General features: G+C 60.8%; 21 protein-coding genes and 1 tRNA gene. 15 read left to right on the forward strand and 7 right to left on the reverse strand.

The window, feature by feature from the left end:
• Positions 1 to 10: 10 nt before the first annotated feature.
• The 4 genes from C4N04_RS21325 to C4N04_RS21340 form a co-directional block, all read right to left on the reverse strand.
• Positions 11 to 199, reverse strand: coding sequence for a Trm112 family protein (locus C4N04_RS21325; RefSeq protein ID WP_009993761.1), 189 nt, complete (start codon positions 197 to 199; stop codon positions 11 to 13).
• A 9-nt stretch (positions 200 to 208) separates the two neighbouring features.
• Positions 209 to 895 (reverse strand): LON peptidase substrate-binding domain-containing protein, encoded by a 687-nt coding sequence (locus C4N04_RS21330; RefSeq protein ID WP_009993760.1) that lies wholly within the window; start codon positions 893 to 895, stop codon positions 209 to 211.
• Positions 896 to 971: 76 nt separating this feature from the next.
• Positions 972 to 1,946, reverse strand: coding sequence for a thioredoxin (gene trxA, locus C4N04_RS21335; protein WP_077992244.1), 975 nt, complete (start codon positions 1,944 to 1,946; stop codon positions 972 to 974).
• A gap of 54 nt (positions 1,947 to 2,000) precedes the next feature.
• On the reverse strand, positions 2,001 to 2,510 hold the full coding sequence (locus C4N04_RS21340) for a prolyl-tRNA synthetase associated domain-containing protein (RefSeq protein ID WP_106796973.1): 510 nt from the start codon (positions 2,508 to 2,510) through the stop codon (positions 2,001 to 2,003).
• Positions 2,511 to 2,764: 254 nt separating this feature from the next.
• Between C4N04_RS21340 and C4N04_RS21345 the strand changes: the two genes are divergently transcribed.
• Positions 2,765 to 2,839: transfer RNA gene (locus tag C4N04_RS21345), tRNA-Gly, on the forward strand.
• 172 nt (positions 2,840 to 3,011) lie between these two features.
• On the opposite strand, the gene C4N04_RS21350 is transcribed toward C4N04_RS21345, so the two are convergent.
• Complete coding sequence (locus tag C4N04_RS21350; protein WP_077992251.1) at positions 3,012 to 4,433, reverse strand: DUF6880 family protein; 1,422 nt, start codon at positions 4,431 to 4,433, stop codon at positions 3,012 to 3,014.
• A gap of 238 nt (positions 4,434 to 4,671) precedes the next feature.
• Here C4N04_RS21350 and C4N04_RS21355 point away from each other — a divergent pair, with 238 nt between their 5' ends.
• Positions 4,672 to 4,923 carry a DUF2934 domain-containing protein gene (locus tag C4N04_RS21355; RefSeq protein ID WP_096762071.1) on the forward strand — a complete coding sequence of 84 codons (252 nt, stop codon included), beginning with the start codon at positions 4,672 to 4,674 and terminating at the stop codon, positions 4,921 to 4,923.
• Between the two features lie 82 nt (positions 4,924 to 5,005).
• Here C4N04_RS21355 and C4N04_RS21360 read toward each other — a convergent pair whose 3' ends face one another.
• Positions 5,006 to 5,650 (reverse strand): ThuA domain-containing protein, encoded by a 645-nt coding sequence (locus C4N04_RS21360; RefSeq protein ID WP_096762072.1) that lies wholly within the window; start codon positions 5,648 to 5,650, stop codon positions 5,006 to 5,008.
• Between the two features lie 234 nt (positions 5,651 to 5,884).
• Between C4N04_RS21360 and galE the strand changes: the two genes are divergently transcribed.
• Complete coding sequence (gene galE, locus C4N04_RS21365; RefSeq protein ID WP_096762073.1) at positions 5,885 to 6,868, forward strand: UDP-glucose 4-epimerase GalE; 984 nt, start codon at positions 5,885 to 5,887, stop codon at positions 6,866 to 6,868.
• Entirely contained in the window at positions 6,846 to 8,390 is a 1,545-nt protein-coding gene (locus C4N04_RS21370) for an alkaline phosphatase family protein (RefSeq protein ID WP_106796974.1), read from the forward strand. Before galE ends, C4N04_RS21370 begins: the two co-directional genes overlap by 23 nt.
• Before the next feature lie 6 nt (positions 8,391 to 8,396).
• Here C4N04_RS21370 and C4N04_RS21375 read toward each other — a convergent pair whose 3' ends face one another.
• On the reverse strand, positions 8,397 to 8,894 hold the full coding sequence (locus C4N04_RS21375) for a DUF1993 domain-containing protein (RefSeq protein WP_106796975.1): 498 nt from the start codon (positions 8,892 to 8,894) through the stop codon (positions 8,397 to 8,399).
• Between the two features lie 372 nt (positions 8,895 to 9,266).
• Between C4N04_RS21375 and C4N04_RS21380 the strand changes: the two genes are divergently transcribed.
• The 11 genes from C4N04_RS21380 (at position 9,267) to C4N04_RS31905 (ending at position 20,158) form a co-directional block, all read left to right on the forward strand.
• Positions 9,267 to 10,196: a sugar ABC transporter substrate-binding protein gene (locus C4N04_RS21380; RefSeq protein WP_106796976.1), complete on the forward strand. Its 930-nt coding sequence runs from the start codon at positions 9,267 to 9,269 to the stop codon at positions 10,194 to 10,196.
• A gap of 69 nt (positions 10,197 to 10,265) precedes the next feature.
• Positions 10,266 to 11,807, forward strand: a complete 1,542-nt coding sequence (locus C4N04_RS21385) for a sugar ABC transporter ATP-binding protein (RefSeq protein ID WP_106796977.1) — start codon at positions 10,266 to 10,268, stop codon at positions 11,805 to 11,807.
• Positions 11,808 to 11,841: 34 nt separating this feature from the next.
• Positions 11,842 to 12,867, forward strand: a complete 1,026-nt coding sequence (locus tag C4N04_RS21390; RefSeq protein ID WP_038691903.1) for an ABC transporter permease — start codon at positions 11,842 to 11,844, stop codon at positions 12,865 to 12,867.
• Between the two features lie 257 nt (positions 12,868 to 13,124).
• Complete coding sequence (locus tag C4N04_RS21395) at positions 13,125 to 14,183, forward strand: dipeptidase (RefSeq protein WP_038691905.1); 1,059 nt, start codon at positions 13,125 to 13,127, stop codon at positions 14,181 to 14,183.
• A 99-nt stretch (positions 14,184 to 14,282) separates the two neighbouring features.
• Positions 14,283 to 15,926, forward strand: coding sequence for an ABC transporter substrate-binding protein (locus tag C4N04_RS21400; RefSeq protein WP_106796978.1), 1,644 nt, complete (start codon positions 14,283 to 14,285; stop codon positions 15,924 to 15,926).
• An 18-nt stretch (positions 15,927 to 15,944) separates the two neighbouring features.
• The gene (locus tag C4N04_RS21405) at positions 15,945 to 17,015 is read left to right on the forward strand and encodes an ABC transporter permease (RefSeq protein ID WP_199852494.1); all 1,071 of its coding nucleotides are present in this window, start codon (positions 15,945 to 15,947) and stop codon (positions 17,013 to 17,015) included.
• Positions 17,012 to 17,947: an ABC transporter permease gene (locus C4N04_RS21410; RefSeq protein WP_077992281.1), complete on the forward strand. Its 936-nt coding sequence runs from the start codon at positions 17,012 to 17,014 to the stop codon at positions 17,945 to 17,947. The genes C4N04_RS21405 and C4N04_RS21410 overlap by 4 nt, the downstream gene beginning before the upstream one ends.
• Positions 17,944 to 18,777, forward strand: coding sequence for an ABC transporter ATP-binding protein (locus tag C4N04_RS21415; RefSeq protein WP_077992282.1), 834 nt, complete (start codon positions 17,944 to 17,946; stop codon positions 18,775 to 18,777). Before C4N04_RS21410 ends, C4N04_RS21415 begins: the two co-directional genes overlap by 4 nt.
• Positions 18,774 to 19,523 (forward strand): ABC transporter ATP-binding protein, encoded by a 750-nt coding sequence (locus tag C4N04_RS21420; protein ID WP_077992283.1) that lies wholly within the window; start codon positions 18,774 to 18,776, stop codon positions 19,521 to 19,523. Before C4N04_RS21415 ends, C4N04_RS21420 begins: the two co-directional genes overlap by 4 nt.
• Before the next feature lie 160 nt (positions 19,524 to 19,683).
• Positions 19,684 to 19,869: a hypothetical protein gene (locus C4N04_RS21425; RefSeq protein ID WP_009993386.1), complete on the forward strand. Its 186-nt coding sequence runs from the start codon at positions 19,684 to 19,686 to the stop codon at positions 19,867 to 19,869.
• A 124-nt stretch (positions 19,870 to 19,993) separates the two neighbouring features.
• The gene (locus tag C4N04_RS31905) at positions 19,994 to 20,158 is read left to right on the forward strand and encodes a hypothetical protein (RefSeq protein WP_009993387.1); all 165 of its coding nucleotides are present in this window, start codon (positions 19,994 to 19,996) and stop codon (positions 20,156 to 20,158) included.
• The last annotated feature ends 63 nt before the right edge of the window (positions 20,159 to 20,221 follow it).

Genomic DNA, 20,221 nt, shown 5'->3' on the forward strand with positions numbered 1-20,221 from the left:
ATGAAAAGCGCTACTCGTCGAGGCGCCTCGCCTCGGACACCAGCATGATCGGGATACCGTCGCGGATCGGATAGGCAAGATGCGCCTTTTCCGAAACCAGCTCATTGTGTTCGCGATCATAGGACAGCCGGCCCTTGGAGAGCGGGCAGACCAGGAGCTCCAGCAGTTTCGGATCGACGCGGCTCAGTTTTTCGTCCATGGCCGAAGTTTACTGCAGAACCGTGTCGGAGTCACCGAAGACCCGCGCCAGCACGATTTCGGTAATGGCGATCAGCGTCTCGGCCCGCGTCTTGAGATCGGGCGCCTCCAGCAGAGCCTGTTTTTCGGCCGGTCCGAAGGGCGACATCATAGCGAGCGAATTGACCAGCGTCAGATTGCTCGCCCGCTCGACGCTCTCCCAGTCGGCCTCCAGCTTGTTGGCATCGAGATAGGCTTTGAAGGCGGTGAGCAGGGCGGTGCGATCGACCGCCTCCTCCTCGTTCTCCGCCGAGAGGTCGGCGATGAAAGGCGCGATCCGAAAGGTGCGGAACGGATTGCCGGTTACCTTCTCTTCGAGCAGCCGGAAGCGGCAGACGCCGGTCAGCGACACGATATAGCGCCCGTCGCCGGTCTCGGCGAAGGAGGTGATTCGCCCGAGGCAGCCGACGGTGGCAAGACTGGGCTCGTGCCCCTTGTCCTCATGGTCGCCGAGCGCCGGTTGCACCATGCCGATCAGCCGGTTTCCGGCAAGCGCTGCATCCAGCATCGTCAGATAACGCGGCTCGAAGATGTTGAGAGGAAGCTGTCCGGCCGGCAGGAGGAGGGCCCCGGGCAGCGGGAAGACGGCGATGGCATCGGGCAGATCGCCCGGCTTCAGGTATCTGGCATTACCGACTTGCATGAAACCGTCCCGCATTCTTGTAAACGGGCATGCCCGTTCTGACGAGAATGTGGTGCCCCCGCTTAAAAACGCAAGGGCCGATATTCTAATCTTAGGAGAACAGCATCGCCGAAAGCTTGCGGCGGGCGGCAACCGTCGCCGGATCCTTGAAACCCCAAACCTCGAAGAACTGCAGAAGCTGGCGGCGCGCGCCGTCATCGTCGAAGCTGCGGTCTTTGCGCATGATCTGAAGCAGATGTTCGGCCGCCTCGTCGCGCCGGCCTTCGACGTTGAGGATCTTGGCGAGCTTCAGCCGCGCTTCGTGATTGTCGGGATCGGCAGCCAGGTCACGTTCGAGGGCAACGGGGTCGCCGAGCTTGCGCGCCTCCTCGATCTGGTCGAGCTTCTTCAAGACAGCCTGGATGCCGGCATCTTTCGAGAGCTCCTCCGGCAGATCAGTCAGAGTTTCGCGCGCCCGCTCATGCTGGTTGGCAGCGATCATGCATTCGGCCATGCCGGCAAGCGCCTTGGCATTTTCGGGATCGGCCTGCATCACCGCGGCGTAAAGCTGAGCGGCCTCATTGATCTTGCCGGCGGCCAGCAGTTCTGCCGCTTCCACAAGCACGGCTTCGATCTCGGCGGCCTCGTCGGCGCCGGCCGGGCCGGCGATGCGGTCGATGAATTGCTGGACCTGGCTTTCCGGCACCGCCCCCATGAAGCCGTCGGCGGGACGGCCGTTGACGAAGGCGATGACGGCCGGAATCGATTGAATACCGAGCTGGCCGGCAATCGAGGGATGGTCGTCGATGTTCATTTTGACCAGCCGAACGCGGCCCTTGGCTTCGTTGACCACCTTCTCCAGGACCGGTGTCAGCTGCTTGCACGGGCCACACCAGGGCGCCCAGAAATCGACCAGCACCGGCTGTTTACGTGATTCCTCGATGACGTCCTTGCCGAAATTGGCGGTCGTCGTGTCGGTGATGTAGCTGCCGGCCGCAGCCGCGGGTGCAGGCTGAGCGCCGAAGCTTGTCGTCGCCGTCATCTGATTTCCGAAGGAACCGTTATAGGGGTTGTCGCTGCCGCTCATAGGTATCTCCCGCCGCCGATCCTGCCGGCATCATTGTAGCGCTAAAATCGTATGTCAGGACGTCACTTTCAAGACAAGCGGCTTATGTCCCGTCGCTTCCATGAAACGGACGAGGTCGCCGCTTGCAATCGATGTCGTCGCGTCGTTGGAGAGCGGATGGCAGTTAACGGTCTCCTCAGCCATCAGATCGGCATCGAGCACGAAGGTGACATTTCCTGCCGTATCGTTGATTGCGCCGAAGGCGGTGACCGCGCCGGGAATGACACCGAGATATTCCATCAGCTTCTCCGCCCTACCGAAGGAAACCCGGCCGGATCCGCCGATAAGGGTGTGAACCTGCTTAAGGTCGACCTCGGCATTCTCCTCCACGGTCAGCAGAAAATACCTGTCCTTCTTGTCCTTGATGAAGAGATTCTTGGTGTGGCCGCCGGGGATCTCGTCGCGCAGCGCAACCGATTCTGCCACGGTGAAAACAGGCGCGTGATCGACCGTCTTATGGGCGATGCCGAGCCCGTCGAGGAAGGCAAACAGATCGTCTTTCGTCTTGGGCGTGTTTTCGGGCATCGGGCAATCCGTTGGTGGCGAGGAAAAAGTAAGGCGTCCTGATTAAGTCCGTCCAGATCATTTGGCAATCTTCGCCACCGACGCCCTACCCCCACATTTGCGGCCTTTCCTCCGGGCTCATGCGACCGCACGAATTTTTCTTCGTCTCTTCGTCATTTCCCTGTTGCATTTGAAAATCCGTTAGGCCATATAGCGCCCGTCGCCACGAGGCGGCGCCCACGGTCCAACGACTACCCCGGACCGATGCGGATTGAGCGGGTGTAGCTCAGGGGTAGAGCACAACCTTGCCAAGGTTGGGGTCGAGGGTTCGAATCCCTTCGCCCGCTCCAGTTTTCCCAGCATCATATAGAAGACGCGGCAGCAGACTGTCCTTGTGACATCGATGACAACCTCGTTGCGAACGGGTCTTATGCAAACGCTTGTCGCTGCCTGCTCTCGGCATAGGTGGCGTCAGTCACCTCATAGCGATGTCCTTTCCGTTGGTGAAATCGGCTATGCGGCCTAACCCATCAAGCTCCAGAAGCCATGCTTCTTTCCATGCTGACGGATCAGTTCGTTGACATAAGCGTCGTGGGGTTGGGCCTTGCCGAAATCGTCGATATGAGGCGCAAGCGAAGCGCATTCCGCCAGATGACGCGCGGCATGCCTGTAACGGCTGGATCGGCCGCAATCGAGGGCGAAGCCGATCATCGAGCGCAGCACGATGGTTGCTGCGAGTGGGTGTTTCTCCTGCAGCATTTCAGCGGCCGGCGTCATCAGTTCATAAAGCTCGCCGTCCAGTTCCGCCTGGCGCCTGGAGACAAGTTTGGCTGCCTCGGCAGGGGCGGGCCAGGTGAGGAAGAAGGCAAGGGCTCGATGAACATCGGGAAAGCCGTGTGCGAAGGTGAATGCTTTCTCCTCGGCCTCGAGGTCGTCGAAGTCGGCGAGCTTTCGCAGGAAAGTCCGAAGGTGCTCCCCGTTCAGCGACTGCTCGAAGCATTGCCATCGATAGGCCTGCGCTTCCTCCACTCGTCCGAGCGCTTCGAGCGTTTCGGCGCGGGCTTCCTGCCATTCAAAAGGCATTTCGAACCGGTGATCGACGCCGTCCAAAATCCTCAATGCTTCCTCGGCGCGTCCAGCCAGGAGCAAGCGGTCGGAAATCGCGATCGCGACCATCGGCGCCCTTAAGGTCTCTTCCGGCTGCTGGGCGATGAAGGCATCGGCATCATCCTGGGCATCGGCAATGTCCTGCAGAGCGATGCGCGCCGCTTGTTGCCGATGCTTGGCATAGATCTCGTTCAGTCCGCTGCCGCCCCAGTCGAGAATTTTCCTGTCGGCGTCAGCAGGCTCTTCCTCCGCTTCGTTCAACCATTGCACCAGGAGGCCCTTCAAATGTTCGAGGCCGTCCTTGCCCAGCGCCGGAACCATCTCGGCGATCAGCGGGTCATATTGGCCGTAGTCGTTATCCTGCAACACCGTAAAGACCTTGTCGGCAAGGACATCGGTACCGATGCCCGCGGAGCTGGCGATGACGCCGGCATCGGCACATGCCTGATGGAACGTCTCGAGGAAGGCGATGTCGTTGCTGTTGGATCGGTGGAAAATCGAATCGGCAACGGCAAGGAATTGCCAGATGAGATCGAAGGCTTCCTTCGGATCGTCGGCGGCCACGACGGTGACGATCGCGGATCGCTGCGTTTCGAGGTCCGCATTGATGGCTTTTACTTTGTGCCATTCGATGACGCTCTGCGCTCGAGCGATGCTGCTAAGGCGCTTGCGGATCTCACGCGCGACCTCGCTGCTGCCCTGATTGCCGGCCAGTTCCATGCGAAGCCGCCGTTTATGGGCGGCGCTGCCGGTGCTGATTTCGATCAGCAGTTCGGCGAGACGTTGTGCACCGAGAGCTTCCAGGTTCTTCGCGTTGAGAGTGGTCTTTGCTGCCATGGATCACCGCTGTCGTTTCGCGCCGACCCTAACTCGGTATTCAAATCACTCCAAGTCCGAGGAGGAGGCGCAAGCGTGGTATCGCGAATTCGTATGACTTTATCGGCGGTTAGTCTCGCCGAAATCATGGCCGTTAGCCAAAAAATAACGCTGCCTCGTAACGACTCCTAAAGCCCGCTTTGGCACCTTGTCGCCCATCGATATTTTCTTCCAAAAATTGTTCGGCTGGGGTTGGTTTATGAGTCACACTAAGGACGCCTGGGTCAGCCAGCGCGCTTATTCGCTGTGGGAATCGGAAGGCCGGCCGGAGGGGCGCGAGGAAAGTCATTGGGCGCAGGCGCTCAAGGAGTTCGAGCAGCTGGAGCTGACGAAGGCTTCGCCCGACGGAAACGATCTCATCGCGAAGCTGAAGGCAGCCGGGCGGCTGATGCGGGTCTATGATGAGGCGCCTCCTGCCGAAGACGACCTGCAGCTGAAAGCGGCGCGTTAGGCGATTGCCAATTCCGCGTGTGTCAAAATGGTCAGCGGCAATCCAGGCGATGGTCGGCCTTGCCGGCAGTCGTCTTGCGACCCTACCGGCGAGCGGCCCACTTGAGGCCGCGCCGCAGGATGAGCGGCATGTAGGGGTGGTCGAATTCGGCCGCGACATGGCCGAGAGCGGAATAGAAGATGCGGCCGGCACCGAAATGGCGCTTGAACACGACCGGCATCACGACATTGCGGGCGGCCGGATCGTATGCGCCGGTGAAGGTAGTGGTTGCCAGGATTTCGACTGTGGGATCGAAGTGCAGGTAATACTGCTCCGAGCGGTAGTCGAAGTCGGGAATGCCCTCCATGACAGGATCGTCCTGGCGGGTCACGGCGACGCGGAAATCGATGATGTTGCCGGGATGGGCGACCCAGGTGACGCCTGAGACATAGCGGAAAGGCGCGCTTTCCTTGAAGGAGGTGGCGAGCGCGCCATGATGGCCGGCAAGCCCGAGCCCGCCGCGCACCGCTTCGACCAGGCCAAGGGCATGATCCTTCTCGAGCTTTTCGCCGGTGATGATCGGCACCAGCAGATCGGCTTTCGCCAGTGTCGGAGATCCGAATATGCCGAGATCGCCGGTCACCTCGACCGCAAAGCCGTCCTCGCGCAAGAGATCGGCGACGATACGGGCGCATTGCTCCGGCTCATGGCCCTGCCAGCCGCCCCAGACGACCAATGCCTTCCTCATTCACGCGCTCCCTGGCTGATTGCTGCGGACCGTTGCATCACATGAGCCCTTAAGACGGGCGGTTATGCAAATCACGCGAATAATTCACGAATCGCCGATTAGGCACAAATCGTACGGGCGTCGGGCGGTTCGGCATTTGAGCGATTGCCGTTCACGCTGTCGCAGTTCCTCCTTTTTATTGCCGTGTATCTCGTCTAGGTTTCTCCCGACTTTTAAGAACAACAAGGGTGGTGCATGGCAGGTGAAACGGTTCTTGTGGTCGGCGGCGCCGGTTATATCGGCTCGCATACGTGCCTCGACCTGGCGAACAAGGGCTACAAGCCTGTCGTCTTCGATAATTTTTCCAACGGCCACCGCGAGTTCGTCAAATGGGGGCCGGCCGAGGAAGGCGATATTCGCGATCGCGCCCGGCTGGACGAGGTGCTCGCCAAACACAAGCCGGCGGCGATCCTGCATTTCGCGGCGCTGATCGAGGTCGGCGAGTCGGTCAAGGATCCGGTTTCCTTCTATGAGAACAATGTGATCGGCACTTTGACGCTGCTTTCGGCAGCACAGGCCGCCAGCATCAACGCCTTCGTCTTCTCCTCCACCTGCGCCACCTATGGCCTGCCGCAGAGCGTGCCGCTCGACGAGACGCACCGGCAGGTGCCGATCAACCCCTATGGGCGAACGAAATATATCGTCGAACAGGCGCTTGCCGACTACGACCAGTATCAGAGCCTGCGCTCGGTGGTGCTGCGGTATTTCAACGCCGCCGGCGCCGATTTCGAAGGTCGGATCGGCGAATGGCACCAGCCGGAGACGCATGCGATCCCCTTGGCGATCGATGCCGCGCTTGGCCGCCGCCAGGGCTTCAAGGTGTTCGGCAGCGATTACGAGACGCGCGACGGCACCTGCGTGCGCGATTATATCCATGTGCTCGATCTTGCCGATGCGCATGTGCGCGCCGTCGAATATCTGTTGAAGGGCGGAGAGTCCGTCGCGCTCAACCTCGGCACCGGCACCGGCACGACGGTCAAGGAATTGCTCGGCGCTATCGAGGACGTGTCGAATCGGCCGTTCCCGGTCGAATATATCGGCCGTCGCGAGGGCGATTCGCATACGCTGGTCGCCAATAACGACAAGGCCCGCGACGTGCTCGGCTGGGTGCCGCAATATGATCTGTCCGCGATCATCCGCTCCGCCTGGAACTGGCATGCCAAAACCAACCAGCATTGAAAAGGGCGCTAGGCCGAATTTCCTGCTGATCACGGCGGACCAGTGGCGCGGCGATTGTCTGTCGGCCGCTGGTCATGCGTGTGTCAAAACGCCAAATATCGATGCGCTGGCGCGCGAAGGCACGCTGTTCCGGCAGCATTATGCCGGGACTGCCCCCTGCTCGCCGGCGCGGGCGACGCTCTATACCGGCCTCTACCAGATGAACCACCGCGTCTGCCGCAACGGCACGCCGCTCGACGCCCGTTTCGATAATCTGGCGCTGGCGGCCCGGCGGGCGGGGTACGACCCGACGCTGTTTGGCTATACCGATACGGCGCCCGATCCGCGCGGCATGGATGCCAATGATCCGCACCTGACGACCTATGAAGGTGTGCTGCCTGGCTTCACCGCCCGCCAGCTTATGCCCGAGCATGAGAGACAATGGCTCTCCTGGCTCAGATCCCGCGGCCACACCGATGCAATCAGCCGCGATATCCATATACCCGTCGGCGCAGAGCCGGGAGCAATCTCCGATGCGGCGCCGGCCTATTCCCGCGACGAAACCCAGACGGCCTTCCTGAGCGGCGAGTTCATCCGCTGGATGGGCGAACAGGACAGACCGTGGTTCGCGCATGTTTCTTTCCTGCGTCCGCACCCGCCATTCTCCGTGCCGGAACCGTTCAACCGGATGTTCGGGCCGGATGACAGACCGGCTTTTGCACGTGCGGCAAACGCCCAAGCGGAAGAGGGCAGTCACCCCTATCTCGCCTATGCCATGCCGCGCTCCGACAAAGGCAGCTTCGTCTATGGTGCAACCGGGCCGCTCAGCGGCTGGAACGCCGAGGACTTTGCGGCGATCCGGGCGATCTATTACGGCATGATAGCGGAGGTCGATGACCAGCTCGGCCGCATCTGGCAGGCGCTGAAGGATGCAGGCGCTTGGGAAAATACGCTTGTCGTCTTCACGTCCGATCACGCCGAGATGGCGGGTGATCACTGGACGCTCGGCAAGGGTGGCTTCTTCGACGGCAGCTATCATGTCCCGCTGGTCATTCGCGATCCCGCAAGCGGCGCCGCAGGGGGAAGCGTCGAACAATTCACCAGCGCTGCGGATATTTTTCCGACATTGTGCGAAAAGCTCGGTATCGAGGCGAAAAACGGACTCGACGGCCGGTCGCTCATGCCGTTCGTCAACGGCGGGAGCGAGCCGGGATGGCGGGATGCGGCATTCTGGGAGTTCGATTTCCGCGACATCGCCGCCGGCGAGGCGGAACGGCATTTCGGGCTCAGGTCCAACCAATGCAATCTCGCCGTGATCCGCGATGCGCGGTTCAAATATGTGCATTTTGCCGGCTTGCCGCCGCTGCTCTTCAATCTCAGCGACGATCCGATGGAGCTCAAAAATGTCGCGGCTGATCCGGCCTATGCGGCCACCCGGCTTGAATATGCCGAAAAGCTGCTGTCGCTGAGAGCGCGGCATCTGGATCAGACGCTTGCCTATACCGAATTGACGGAAAAAGGGCCGGTGACGCGCCGGCCCTGACCCCTTTTAGCCGAGATAATCACGCTTGCCGACGGGCACACCCTGATTGCGCAGGATGGCGTGGGCGGTCGCGACGTGGAAATAGAAGTTCGGCAGCGCGAAGGTGGTGACATATTCATCACCCGGAAGCACGATACCGCTATTGCCCGGCAGGGTGATCTGGCGGCCTTCCACGCCTTCCAGCGCCTGCGCCGAAAATGTACCGAGATAGGCTTCGGTCTTTGCCAGGCGCTCGCGCAACTCGTCGAACGTCTTCTCATTGTCTTCGAACTTCGGGGCGTCGGTGCCGGTCAGCCGAGCGAGGGTGAATTTGGCACTGTCGCTGGCGCGCTGATATTGGCCGGAAAGCGGCAGCATGTCGGGCGCAAGGCGCGCAGCAACCAATATGGCGGGATCGACCTTCTTTTCCCGCGCAAAGGCTTCGGCCTTGTCGAGATAGGTTTTCAGGCTGGCGAGGCCGCGCTGGAACATCGGAACGGTGAGGCGATAGATCGAAATGGACATTTGTCTGTCTCCAAAATCTTCAAATAATCAGGTCACAGCGAGAGATCGAATGCGCCTGCGGCGGTGCACCTGTCTTCGACCCCGCCATAGATGGAGGCTCCGTTGGCCTTCTGCAATGCGGCTCATGCAGGCGCCGGGTCATGAAGATCATGGCGTTGCGCGTCCGATCAACATCTCGTTGCCGCTAAAGAGGCTTGACGCCGTTCCCAGAAAATGGAATGAATATTCCGCAGAACAAATTTTACGGTTTGTTTGTTCCGTTTTGCGGACGCCGCGGGAGAGGCGGCGTAGCGAATTGCGGCTTCAGGGCAGATGCCCGGGGCTCCGGCGTGAGGAGGGTGCAGCCGGGCACCGCTTTGTGGAGGAAGTAAAATGAAAAAGTTTATCCTGGGCACTGCGATGGCGCTCGTCATGTCGGCGGCCGCTCACGCGGAAACGGTCGGCGTGTCGATGGCGAAGTTCGACGACAACTTTCTGACCGTGCTGCGCAACGGCATGACCGATTACGCCAAGACGCTGAGCGGGGTCACCCTGCAGGTCGAAGACGCGCAGAACGACGTTTCCAAGCAGCAGAGCCAGATCCAGAATTTCATCGCCTCCAAGGTCGATGCAATCATCGTCAACCCGGTTGACACCGACGCAACGACGGCGATGTCGAAGCTCGCCGCTGATGCCGGCATCCCGCTGGTCTATGTCAACCGCCAGCCGGTCAATGTCGACACGCTTCCTGAGAAGCAGGCTTTCGTGGCCTCCAACGAGCAGGAATCCGGCACGCTGGAAACCAAGGAAATCTGCCGCATTCTCGGTGGCATGGGCAAGGCCGTGGTCATCATGGGTGAGCTTTCCAACCAGGCTGCGCGCATGCGCACCCAGGACATCCATGACGTCATCAAGACCGACGAGTGCAAGGGCATCGAGATCGTCGAAGAGCAGACGGCCAACTGGGACCGCACCCAGGGCGCCGACCTGATGACCAACTGGCTCTCCAGCGGCATCGAATTCGACGCTGTCATCTCCAACAATGACGAAATGGCGATCGGCGCTATCCAGGCCCTGAAGGCAGCCGGCAAGGATATGAGCAAGGTCGTCATCGGCGGCGTCGACGCCACGCAGGACGCGCTGGCCGCCATGCAGGCAGGTGACCTCGACGTCACCGTCTTCCAGGACGCCGCCGGCCAGGGCAAGGGCGCGCTCGATACCGCCCTCAAGCTTGCCAAGGGCGAAAAGGTCGAGAAGAAGGTCTACATCCCCTTCCAGCTCGTCACGCCTGAAAACGTCAAGGACTTCGTCGCCAAGAACTGAGGCGAGTGCCAAGCAGGATGCGGGCTATGCCCGCATCCTTTCAGCCTGTCCGTATCCGGAGGAGATGATATGGCCGTCAGCCCGACCACCATGGCAGCCGTGCGCGCAAGCGGCGCCGTTCCGAATGCGGAATATCTGTTGAGCGCCGAGGGCGTCCGCAAGGAATTCCCCGGCGTCGTCGCCCTCGACGACGTGCAGTTCCGGCTAAAGCGCGCTTCTGTGCATGCGCTGATGGGCGAAAACGGCGCCGGCAAATCGACATTGATGAAGATCCTCGCTGGCATCTATACGCCCGACAAAGGCGATATCCGGCTGAAAGGCATCGAAATTCAGCTGAAATCTCCGCTCGACGCGCTGGAGAACGGCATTGCGATGATCCATCAGGAACTGAACCTGATGCCGTTCATGACCGTCGCCGAAAATATCTGGATTCGCCGGGAACCGAAGAACCGCTTCGGTCTTGTCGATCACGGCGTGATGCATCGCATGACCGAGGAGCTGTTTGCCCGGCTCAATATCGATATCGATCCCGATATCGAAGTCCGTTACCTCTCGGTCGCCAACCGCCAGATGGTCGAGATCGCCAAGGCGGTTTCCTATAATTCCGACGTGCTGATCATGGACGAGCCGACTTCGGCGCTGACGGAGCGCGAGGTCGAGCATCTTTTCCGCATTATCCGCGACCTCAGGGCGCAGGGAATCGGCATCGTCTACATCACCCACAAGATGAACGAGCTTTTCGAGATCGCCGACGAGTTTTCGGTGTTCCGCGACGGTCGCTATATCGGCACGCATGCGTCGACCGAGGTCACCCGCGACGACATCATCCGCATGATGGTCGGGCGCGAGATCACCCAGATGTTCCCCAAGGAAGAGGTGCCGATCGGCGAGGTCATGCTCTCCGTCAAGGATCTTTGCCTCAAGGGCGTCTTCAAGGACGTCTCCTTCGAGGTAAGGGCCGGTGAGATCCTCGGAGTGGCCGGCCTTGTCGGCTCCGGACGGTCGAATGTCGCCGAAACGCTCTTCGGCGTGACGCCGGCAAGCTCCGGCTCCATCGAGCTCTACGGAAAACCGGTGACGATTTCATCACCGACCGAGGCCATCCGCAACCAGATGGCGTTCCTGACCGAGGATCGCAAGGATACCGGCTGTCTGCTGATCCTCGATATTCTCGAGAACATGCAGATCGCCGTGCTCCAGGACAGATACGTCAAGGGCGGCTTCGTGCAGCAGGGCGCAATCGAGGCGACCTGCGAAGACATGGCAAAGAAGCTGCGGGTGAAGACGCCCAATCTCTACGAGCGGGTGGAAAATCTTTCCGGTGGCAATCAACAGAAGGTGCTGATCGGGCGCTGGCTGCTCACCAATCCGCGAATCCTGATCCTCGATGAGCCGACACGCGGCATCGATGTCGGCGCCAAGGCAGAAATCCACCGACTGGTCACCGAGATGGCGCGAAACGGCGTGGCGGTGATCATGATATCGTCGGAGATGCCCGAGGTTCTCGGGATGAGCGACCGCATCATGGTCATGCATGAGGGGCGTGTGACCGGTTTCCTCAATCGCGATGAAGCAACGCAGATCAAGGTGATGGAGCTGGCTGCGCAGTGATGCGCCGTCTGCAATCGTCCAAGGGAGGTTTGACATGAGTACCAAGGCAGCAGAGGGCGCGGCTCCGCTCGCAACCCGGCAAAGGCGGCGGCGCCTACCGACCGAGCTCAGCATTTTCCTCGTGCTCGTCGGCATCGCGCTCATCTATGAAGCGCTCGGCTGGATGTTCATCGGCCAAAGCTTCCTGATGAATTCGCAGCGCCTGACAATCATGATCCTGCAGGTTTCCGTCATCGGCATCATCGCTGTCGGCGTCACCCAGGTCATCATTACCGGTGGCATCGATCTTTCATCCGGCTCGGTGGTCGGCATGACGGCGATGATCGCAACAAGCTTCGCTCAGTCCTCCACCTGGGGACGGGCCGTCTTCCCCTCGCTGACCGACCTGCCGGCTTTCGTGCCGATCATGGTCGGCCTGCTGATCGGCGCGGCTGCGGGTTTGGCGAACGGCGCACTCATCGCCTACACGAAGATCCCGCCCTTCATCGCAACGCTCGGCATGTTCGTGTCGGCCCGCGGCGTGGCGAAGTGGTATACGAAGGGACAGCCGGTTTCCGGCATCACCGAGCAGTTTCACTTCATCGGAACCAAGGCCTGGCCGGTCGTCGTCTTCCTGGTCGTCGCGCTGATCTTTCACATTGCGCTGCGCTACACCCGCTACGGCAAGTTCACCTATGCCATAGGCGCCAACCCGCAGGCGGCGCGCGTTTCCGGCATCAATATCGAGGCGCATCTCGTCAAGGTCTATGTGATTGCCGGATTGCTCGCCGGCCTTGCCGGCATCGTCACGGCAGCACGTGCGGAAACCGCGCAGGCCAGCATGGGCGTCGGCTATGAGCTCGATGCGATCGCCGCGACCGTCATCGGCGGCACCTCGCTCACCGGCGGCGTCGGCCGCATCACCGGAACCGTCATCGGCACCATCATCCTCGGCGTCATGACATCGGGCTTCACCTTCCTCAGGATCGACGCCTATTACCAGGAGATCGTCAAAGGCTTCATCATCGTCGCGGCCGTCGTCATCGACGTCTACAGACAGAAGAAGCGCCGCAAGCACTGATCCCGGCCGACATCATTCATGATTTTACGGGGGCTTCGGCCCCCGTTTTTCGTTTTGGCGCCGATGACCGATTTTCAAAAAAAGAGATGGCGAATTCCACCAGCTTTTCTATTCTGGCTGCTTCATTCGCCCGCTACAGCGCCGCGCGTCTGAAAAGACGCGCAAAGGACGCTGTAGCACTTTGAATGCTGCATAATTTTATCCTTAAATCGATTCCGATTTAAGGAATTAGGCAGTAGGGCAGCGCAGGAAGACAGATGCAATTCGTATTTGACGGTCACAACGACGTTCTCCTTCGACTCTGGACACATTCAAAAGACGGCAGCGACCCTATCGCGGAATTTGCGGACGGCACGACGGTCGGCCATATCGATGCGCGCCGGGCGAAAGCGGGCGGTCTGTCCGGTGGTCTCTGCGCCATCTATATTCCCTCGGGCGATCTCGTCTTCGCCGATCCAGATGCCGACGGCCGCTATGTCACGCCGATGGCTGCCCCGCTTGATCCGCTTCCGTCCCTTGCTATCGCCACAGAAATGGCAGCGATCGCGCTGCGGCTAGACCAGGCCGGCGCCTGGCGTCTCTGCCGCACGGTCAAGGACATCCGCGGCGCTATGGCGGAGGAGATTTTCGCCGCCGTCATGCATATGGAGGGCTGTGAGGCGATCGGCGCCGACCTGTCGGCACTCGAGGTATTCTATGCTGCTGGCCTGCGCTCGCTCGGGCCGGTCTGGAGCCGGCACAACGTCTTCGGTCATGGTGTGCCCTTCGCCTTCCCGATGTCGCCGGACACCGGGCCAGGTCTCACCGATGCCGGTTTTGCGCTGGTGCGGGAATGCAATCGCCTCGGCATTCTGGTCGACCTTGCCCATATCACCGAGAAGGGCTTCTGGGACGTGGCGAAGACGACCGACCAGCCGCTGGTCGCCAGCCACTCCAATGCCCATGCGCTGACGCCGGTCGCGCGCAACCTGACGGACAGGCAGCTCGATGCGATCCGCGAAAGCCGCGGCCTGGTCGGCATCAACTATGCCACCGCCATGCTGCGTCCGGACGGCCGCTCGGACAGCGATACGCCGATTGCCGACATGATCCGTCACATCGACCATCTCGTGAACCGCATCGGCATCGATTGTGTGGCGCTCGGATCGGACTTCGACGGTGCTACCATTCCTGAAGAGATCGGCGATGCCGCCGGCAATCAGAAGCTGATTGCCGCTCTCCGGGAGGTTGGTTATGGTGAGGCCGATCTCACGAAACTTGCCCGCGAAAATTGGCTTCGTATTCTGGCACAAGCTTGGCGGGAGGATTGCGTCTAAAGCGCTGCGCGCCTCTGGACGCGCTGAAAACGGACAATAGTTTTAATGGGCACGACCGACAAAACGCTTCGTAATCAATCAAGAACAGGGGAACAGACCATGATGATCACCAAGCTCAGCCGTAATTTCCGCCTGCTTTCCGCCGGAGCCGCTCTTTCGCTCCTGATGATGACGGCACCTTCCGCCTTCGCCGAAACGCCCAAAGACACGTTGGTCGAAGGGCTTGCCATCGACGACATCATCACGATGGATCCCGGCGAGGCTTTCGAGCTTTCGACCGCAGAGATCACCAGCAACAGCTACAGCCTGCTCGTCCGTCTCGATCTCGCCGACACATCCAAGGTGAAAGGCGATCTTGCCGAAAGCTGGAGCGTTTCGGATGACGGCCTGACCTATACGTTCAAGCTGAAACCAGGCCTCAAATTTGCATCGGGAAATCCGATCACCGCCGAAGACGTTGCATGGTCGTTCGAGCGCGCCGTCAAGCTCGACAAGAGCCCGGCCTTCATCCTTACCCAGTTCGGCCTGACCGGCGACAATGTCACCGAAAAGGCCAAGGCGGCCGATGCCAATACTTTCGTCTTCACCGTCGACAAGCCCTATGCCCCGAGCTTCGTGCTCAACTGCCTGACGGCGACGGTTGCCTCCGTGGTCGATAAAAAGCTCGTGCTGGAGCATGTGAAGGCGATAACGCCGGATGCCGAGCACAAATACGACAATGATTTCGGCAATGAGTGGCTGAAAACAGGCTATGCCGGCTCCGGCGTCTTCAAGCTGCGCGAATGGCGGGCCAACGAAGTCGTCGTGCTGGAGCGCAACGACAATTATTACGGCGACAAGCCGAAGCTCAATCGTGTCATCTACCGCGCCATGAAGGAAAGCTCGGCCCAGCGGCTGGCGCTCGAAGCCGGCGATATCGACATTGCCCGCAATCTCGAGCCGGGCGACATCGACGCCGTTTCGAAGAATGCCGATCTGGCGACGACAAGCGCGCCGAAGGGCACGATCTATTATGTCAGCCTGAACAACAAGAACGAGAACCTGAAGAAGCCGGAAGTCCAGCAGGCCTTCAAATATCTGGTCGACTACGATGCGATCGGCGCGACGCTGATCAAGGGTATCGGCGAGATCCATCAGACCTTCCTGCCGGAGGGCCAACTCGGCGCGCTCGATGAGAATCCCTACAAGCTCGATGTCGCCAAGGCCAAGGAACTGCTGGCCAAGGCCGGCCTGCCCGACGGTTTCTCGGTGACGATGGACGTGCGCAACACCCAGCCGGTAACCGGGATTGCCGAATCGATGCAGCAGTCGCTGGCCCAGGCCGGCGTGAAGCTGGAGATCATCCCCGGCGACGGCAAGCAGACGCTGACCAAATATCGCGCCCGCACCCACGATATGTATATTGGCCAGTGGGGTTCGGACTATTTCGACCCGAATTCCAATGCCGACACCTTCACCAGCAATCCCGACAATTCCGATGCCGGCACGGTGAAGACCCTTGCGTGGCGCAACACCTGGGAGGCGCCGGAACTCGACAAGCAAGCCAAGGCGGCTTTGCTCGAGCGCGACGGTGAGAAGCGTGCTGCCATGTACGAGGACATTCAGAAGAAGTTCCTCGCCAGCAGCCCCTTCGTCATTATCTTCCAGCAGACCGAGGTGGCCGGCTATCGCAAGAACCTGAAGGACTTCAAGCTGGGTCCGAGCTTCGATACCAACTTCGTCGGGCCGATCGCCAAGGAATGACCCGGCAGGATTGATCGCTTGAGCACCATCGAAGCAACACAGGTGGCGGCGCGGCCAAAAAGGGGCCGTGCCAGCACCTTCGCCAAGGCGGTCGGGCGGTTCATGTTCGCCGCCGTCACCACCTATCTCGGCCTTCTGGCCGTCACCTTCTTCATCGGCCGCGTCGTGCCGATCGATCCCGTGCTCGCCATCCTCGGCGACCGCGCCCCCACCCATGTCGTCGAGCGGGTGCGCCGGGATATGGGCTTCAATCTGCCGCTCTATGAGCAGTTCTACATCTATGTCAAAGGCGTCCTGTCCGGCGATTTCGGCAATTCGGTGCTGACGACCAACCCCGTCATGGTCGATATCCGCCGCGTCATGCCGGCGACGATCGAGCTCGCGACGCTCGGAACGCTGATCGGCGCCTGCGTCGGCGTTCCGCTCGGCGTTCTCGCCGCCGTGCGCCGCGGCAGTATCGCCGACCAGGTGGTGCGCGTCATCGGCCTGATCGGTTATTCGGTGCCGATCTTCTGGCTGGCGCTGATCTCGCTCGTCATCTTCTATGCGCAGCTGCGCTGGGTGGCCTTTCCCGGCCGCATCGACATCGTCTTCGAATATACATTCACGCCGATCACCGGCTTCTATCTTCTCGACAGCGCCTGGCAGGGGCAGTGGGATGTTTTCTATGATGTGTTCCGCCACATCATCCTGCCCGCCTCGCTGCTCGGCTATTTCTCGCTTGCCTATATCAGCCGCATGACCCGCAGCTTCATGCTGAACGAGCTGTCGCAGGAATATATCGTTGCCGCGCGCGCCAAGGGGCTTTCGGAAACACGGGTGATCTGGGGGCATGCGCTCCGCAACGCCGCCGTGCCGCTCGTCACCGTCATCGCGCTTTCCTATGCCGGCCTGCTCGAAGGATCGGTACTGACCGAGACCGTCTTCTCCTGGCCGGGCATCGGGCTCTACATCACCAACTCGCTGCAGAATGCCGATATGAACGCCGTTCTCGGCGGCACGATCGTCATAGGCACGGTTTTCATCGGCATCAATCTTCTGTCCGATCTTCTCTACCGGACGCTCGACCCGAGGACGCGAAACCGATGACGGCTCCCGCCAGCCCATTGCCAACGATGAGCCGCCGCGACTGGCTGCTGTCCGACCGGCCGCAATCGCGCATGCAGGCGCGGCTCGGCCGCGCCTATGTCACCTGGCGGCAGTTCACCGCAAACCGGCTTGCCGTCGTCGGCCTGCTGATCATCGTGGCGCTGCTTTTCATCGCCGCCTTCGCCGATATCATCGCCACGCACAATCCCGTCGTCGGCGATCTGCGCAATGCCCGGCTGCTGCCGCCGGGAACGGGTGAATTCCTGCTCGGCACCGACGATCAGGGCCGTGATATCTTTTCGCGGCTGATTTACGGATCGCGTTTGACGCTGCTGGTCGTCGTGCTCGTTGCCGTCATCTCGGCACCGATCGGCCTGATCGTCGGTACCGTCTCCGGTTATGCCGGCGGCTGGGTGGATGCGACGCTGATGCGCATCACCGATATTTTCCTCGCCTTTCCGAAGCTGGTGCTGGCGCTCGCTTTCGTCGCAGCACTGGGGCCCGGCATCCAGAACGCGATCATCGCCATAGCCATCACCTCCTGGCCGCCCTATGCCCGTATCGCCCGCGCCGAAACGCTGACGGTGCGGCGGTCCGACTATATCTCGGCGGTGAGGCTGATGGGTGCCTCGCCGCTGCGCATCATTGTGCGCCATGTCATGCCGCTCTGCATTTCCTCGCTGATCGTGCGCGTGACACTCGATATGGCCGGCATCATCCTGACGGCCGCCGGCCTCGGCTTCCTCGGCTTGGGCGCGCAGCCGCCGCTGCCGGAATGGGGGGCGATGATTGCTTCGGGCCGGCGCTTCATCCTCGATCAATGGTGGGTGGCGGCGATGCCCGGCATCGCTATCCTCATCGTCAGCCTCGGCTTCAATCTGCTCGGCGACGGCCTGCGCGACGCACTCGATCCGAAGGAGAGCGGCCAGTGACGACGCTTCTGACGGTCGACACACTCAAGGTCAGCTACCCCACGCGCACCGGCTTGATCGAGGCCGTGCGCGGCGTCTCCTTCACACTCGGCAAGGAAAGGCTCGGCATCGTCGGCGAATCCGGCTCCGGCAAGTCGCAGACCGGCCGGGCGATCATGGGCCTGACGCCGAAACACGGCATCGTCACGGCCGACAGGCTGGATTTCAGCGGCATCGACCTCCTCAAGGCCTCGGCCGGGCAAAGGCGCAGGCTGCGCGGCAAACGCATCGCCATGATCCTGCAGGATCCGAAATATTCGCTCGATCCTGTCATGACGATCGGCCGGCAGATCTGCGAAACGCTGCGCACCCATGAAAAGGTCGGCAAGGCGGAGGCGCGCGAGCGAGCGCTCGCCATGCTGGAGGCCGTGCAGATCCGCGATCCGAAACGCGTCTTCGACCTGCACCCGCACGAAGTTTCGGGCGGCATGGGGCAGCGTGCGATGATCGCCATGATGCTGATCGCCGGGCCGGAACTGCTGATTGCCGACGAGCCGACCTCGGCGCTCGACGTGACGGTGCAGCTCGATGTGCTCAGAATCATGGACAGGCTGGTGTCGGAGCGCGGCATGGGATTGATCTTCATCTCCCATGATCTCCGGCTGGTTTCCACGTTCTGCGATCGCGTCATCGTCATGTATGCCGGAAAGATCGTCGAGGAGCTTGCGGCCGCCGATCTCAGACATGCGCAGCATCCCTATACGCAAGGACTGCTGAACTGCATGCCCGAAATCGGCGCCAGCCGTCATCCCCTGCCGGTGCTCGACCGCAAGCCGGAGTGGGCGGCATGAGCGCAGCACTCCATGTCGACAATCTCAGCGTCGTCTACGATGAATTTCACGCGCTGAAGGACGTCAGCATCGATGTCGAACGCGGTGAATCCTTCGGTCTCGTCGGCGAGTCCGGCTCGGGAAAATCCACCTTGCTGCGCGCCGTGGCCGGACTTGCGCCGATCAGCGGCGGCGCGATCCACGTCGACGACGAAGCATTGAAAGGCGCAAAGCGCAGCAAGGCCTTCTATCGGCGCGTGCAAATGGTCTTCCAGGATCCTTATGGCTCGCTGCATCCGCGCCAGACGATCGACCGGCTGCTGCTCGAACCGCTTGCGATCCACGGCATCGGGGACAACGACAGGCGCATTGCCCGTGCGCTCGACGAAGTCGGTCTCGGCAATGGTTTTCGTTTCCGCTACCCGCATCAGCTTTCCGGTGGCCAGCGGCAGCGCGTGGCGATCGCCAGGGCGCTGATCGTCGAGCCGTCGATTCTGCTGCTCGACGAGCCGACGTCGGCGCTTGATGCCTCGGTGCAGGCGGAGGTGCTGAACCTGCTCGAGCAGATCCGCAGCGACCGCAAACTCACCTTCATAATGGTGAGCCACGATCTCGGTGTGATCACCCATATGTGCGATAGGCTCGCCGTGATGCGCAACGGCGCCATTGTCGAACGATTGAGCTCGCAAGCGTTGGCAGAGGGCGCGGTTCAACAGGACTATACGAGAAATTTGATGATCGCGAGCAAGGGGTTCGTCAAAGCCTGAAAGGCAATCAATTCAAGCTTGAAAAGTAACGGCGGGCGGCGGCGTTATGGATAATGATTCCCTAAAAGACGACTAATCAACTAGACTATTGACAGCTGCCCCGCTTCTGTCATGATCCTGTTAACGACTGTTAGCTTTCGTGATCGATGGAGGTCAAGGCATGTTCTTTCTCGGCGGGATGACCATGGGCTACCTCGATCCTCCGGCTAGAGCCAACCGCAAAGAACAGATCACGGTGTCCATGCCTGCGGAAAAGGACCGGCGCCTGATCGAGACCTCCAACCCGCCTCAGGACGAGAACGCCATCGAGCGCTCGTTGATCTGGGCGTGGCGCACGCTCTGCTAAGAGCTGGTCGAATTTTCTCTTCCGCTCCCTCTGGACGGAAATTTATCTCTACCTACCTGATAGAGAATAAGAAATATAACAGCGAGCCGCACAACCGGCCGCACGCGAACAACGGAGGCGACATATGGCAGAACTGGGTATTTCGCATACTCACGTGAACCACTATGGTTCCGTACCGACCAAGAAGCCGCACGCCGCGCGTCACAGGCTTCAGACGGTGCTCCATGGGACAATTTTCACTGCGGCATTTCTGTTTGTGGTGGCGATGGTCTTCGGCGTCGTCGGTTAATTGGCGGATAACAAGCCTCGGCAGCGGCCGGGGCTTTGGCGGGTGCCGCAATTAGTGAATCCG

The sequence above is a fragment of the Rhizobium sp. H4 genome, from assembly GCF_003013335.1.
GTDB classification, from domain to species: Bacteria; Pseudomonadota; Alphaproteobacteria; order Rhizobiales; family Rhizobiaceae; genus Rhizobium; species Rhizobium sophoriradicis.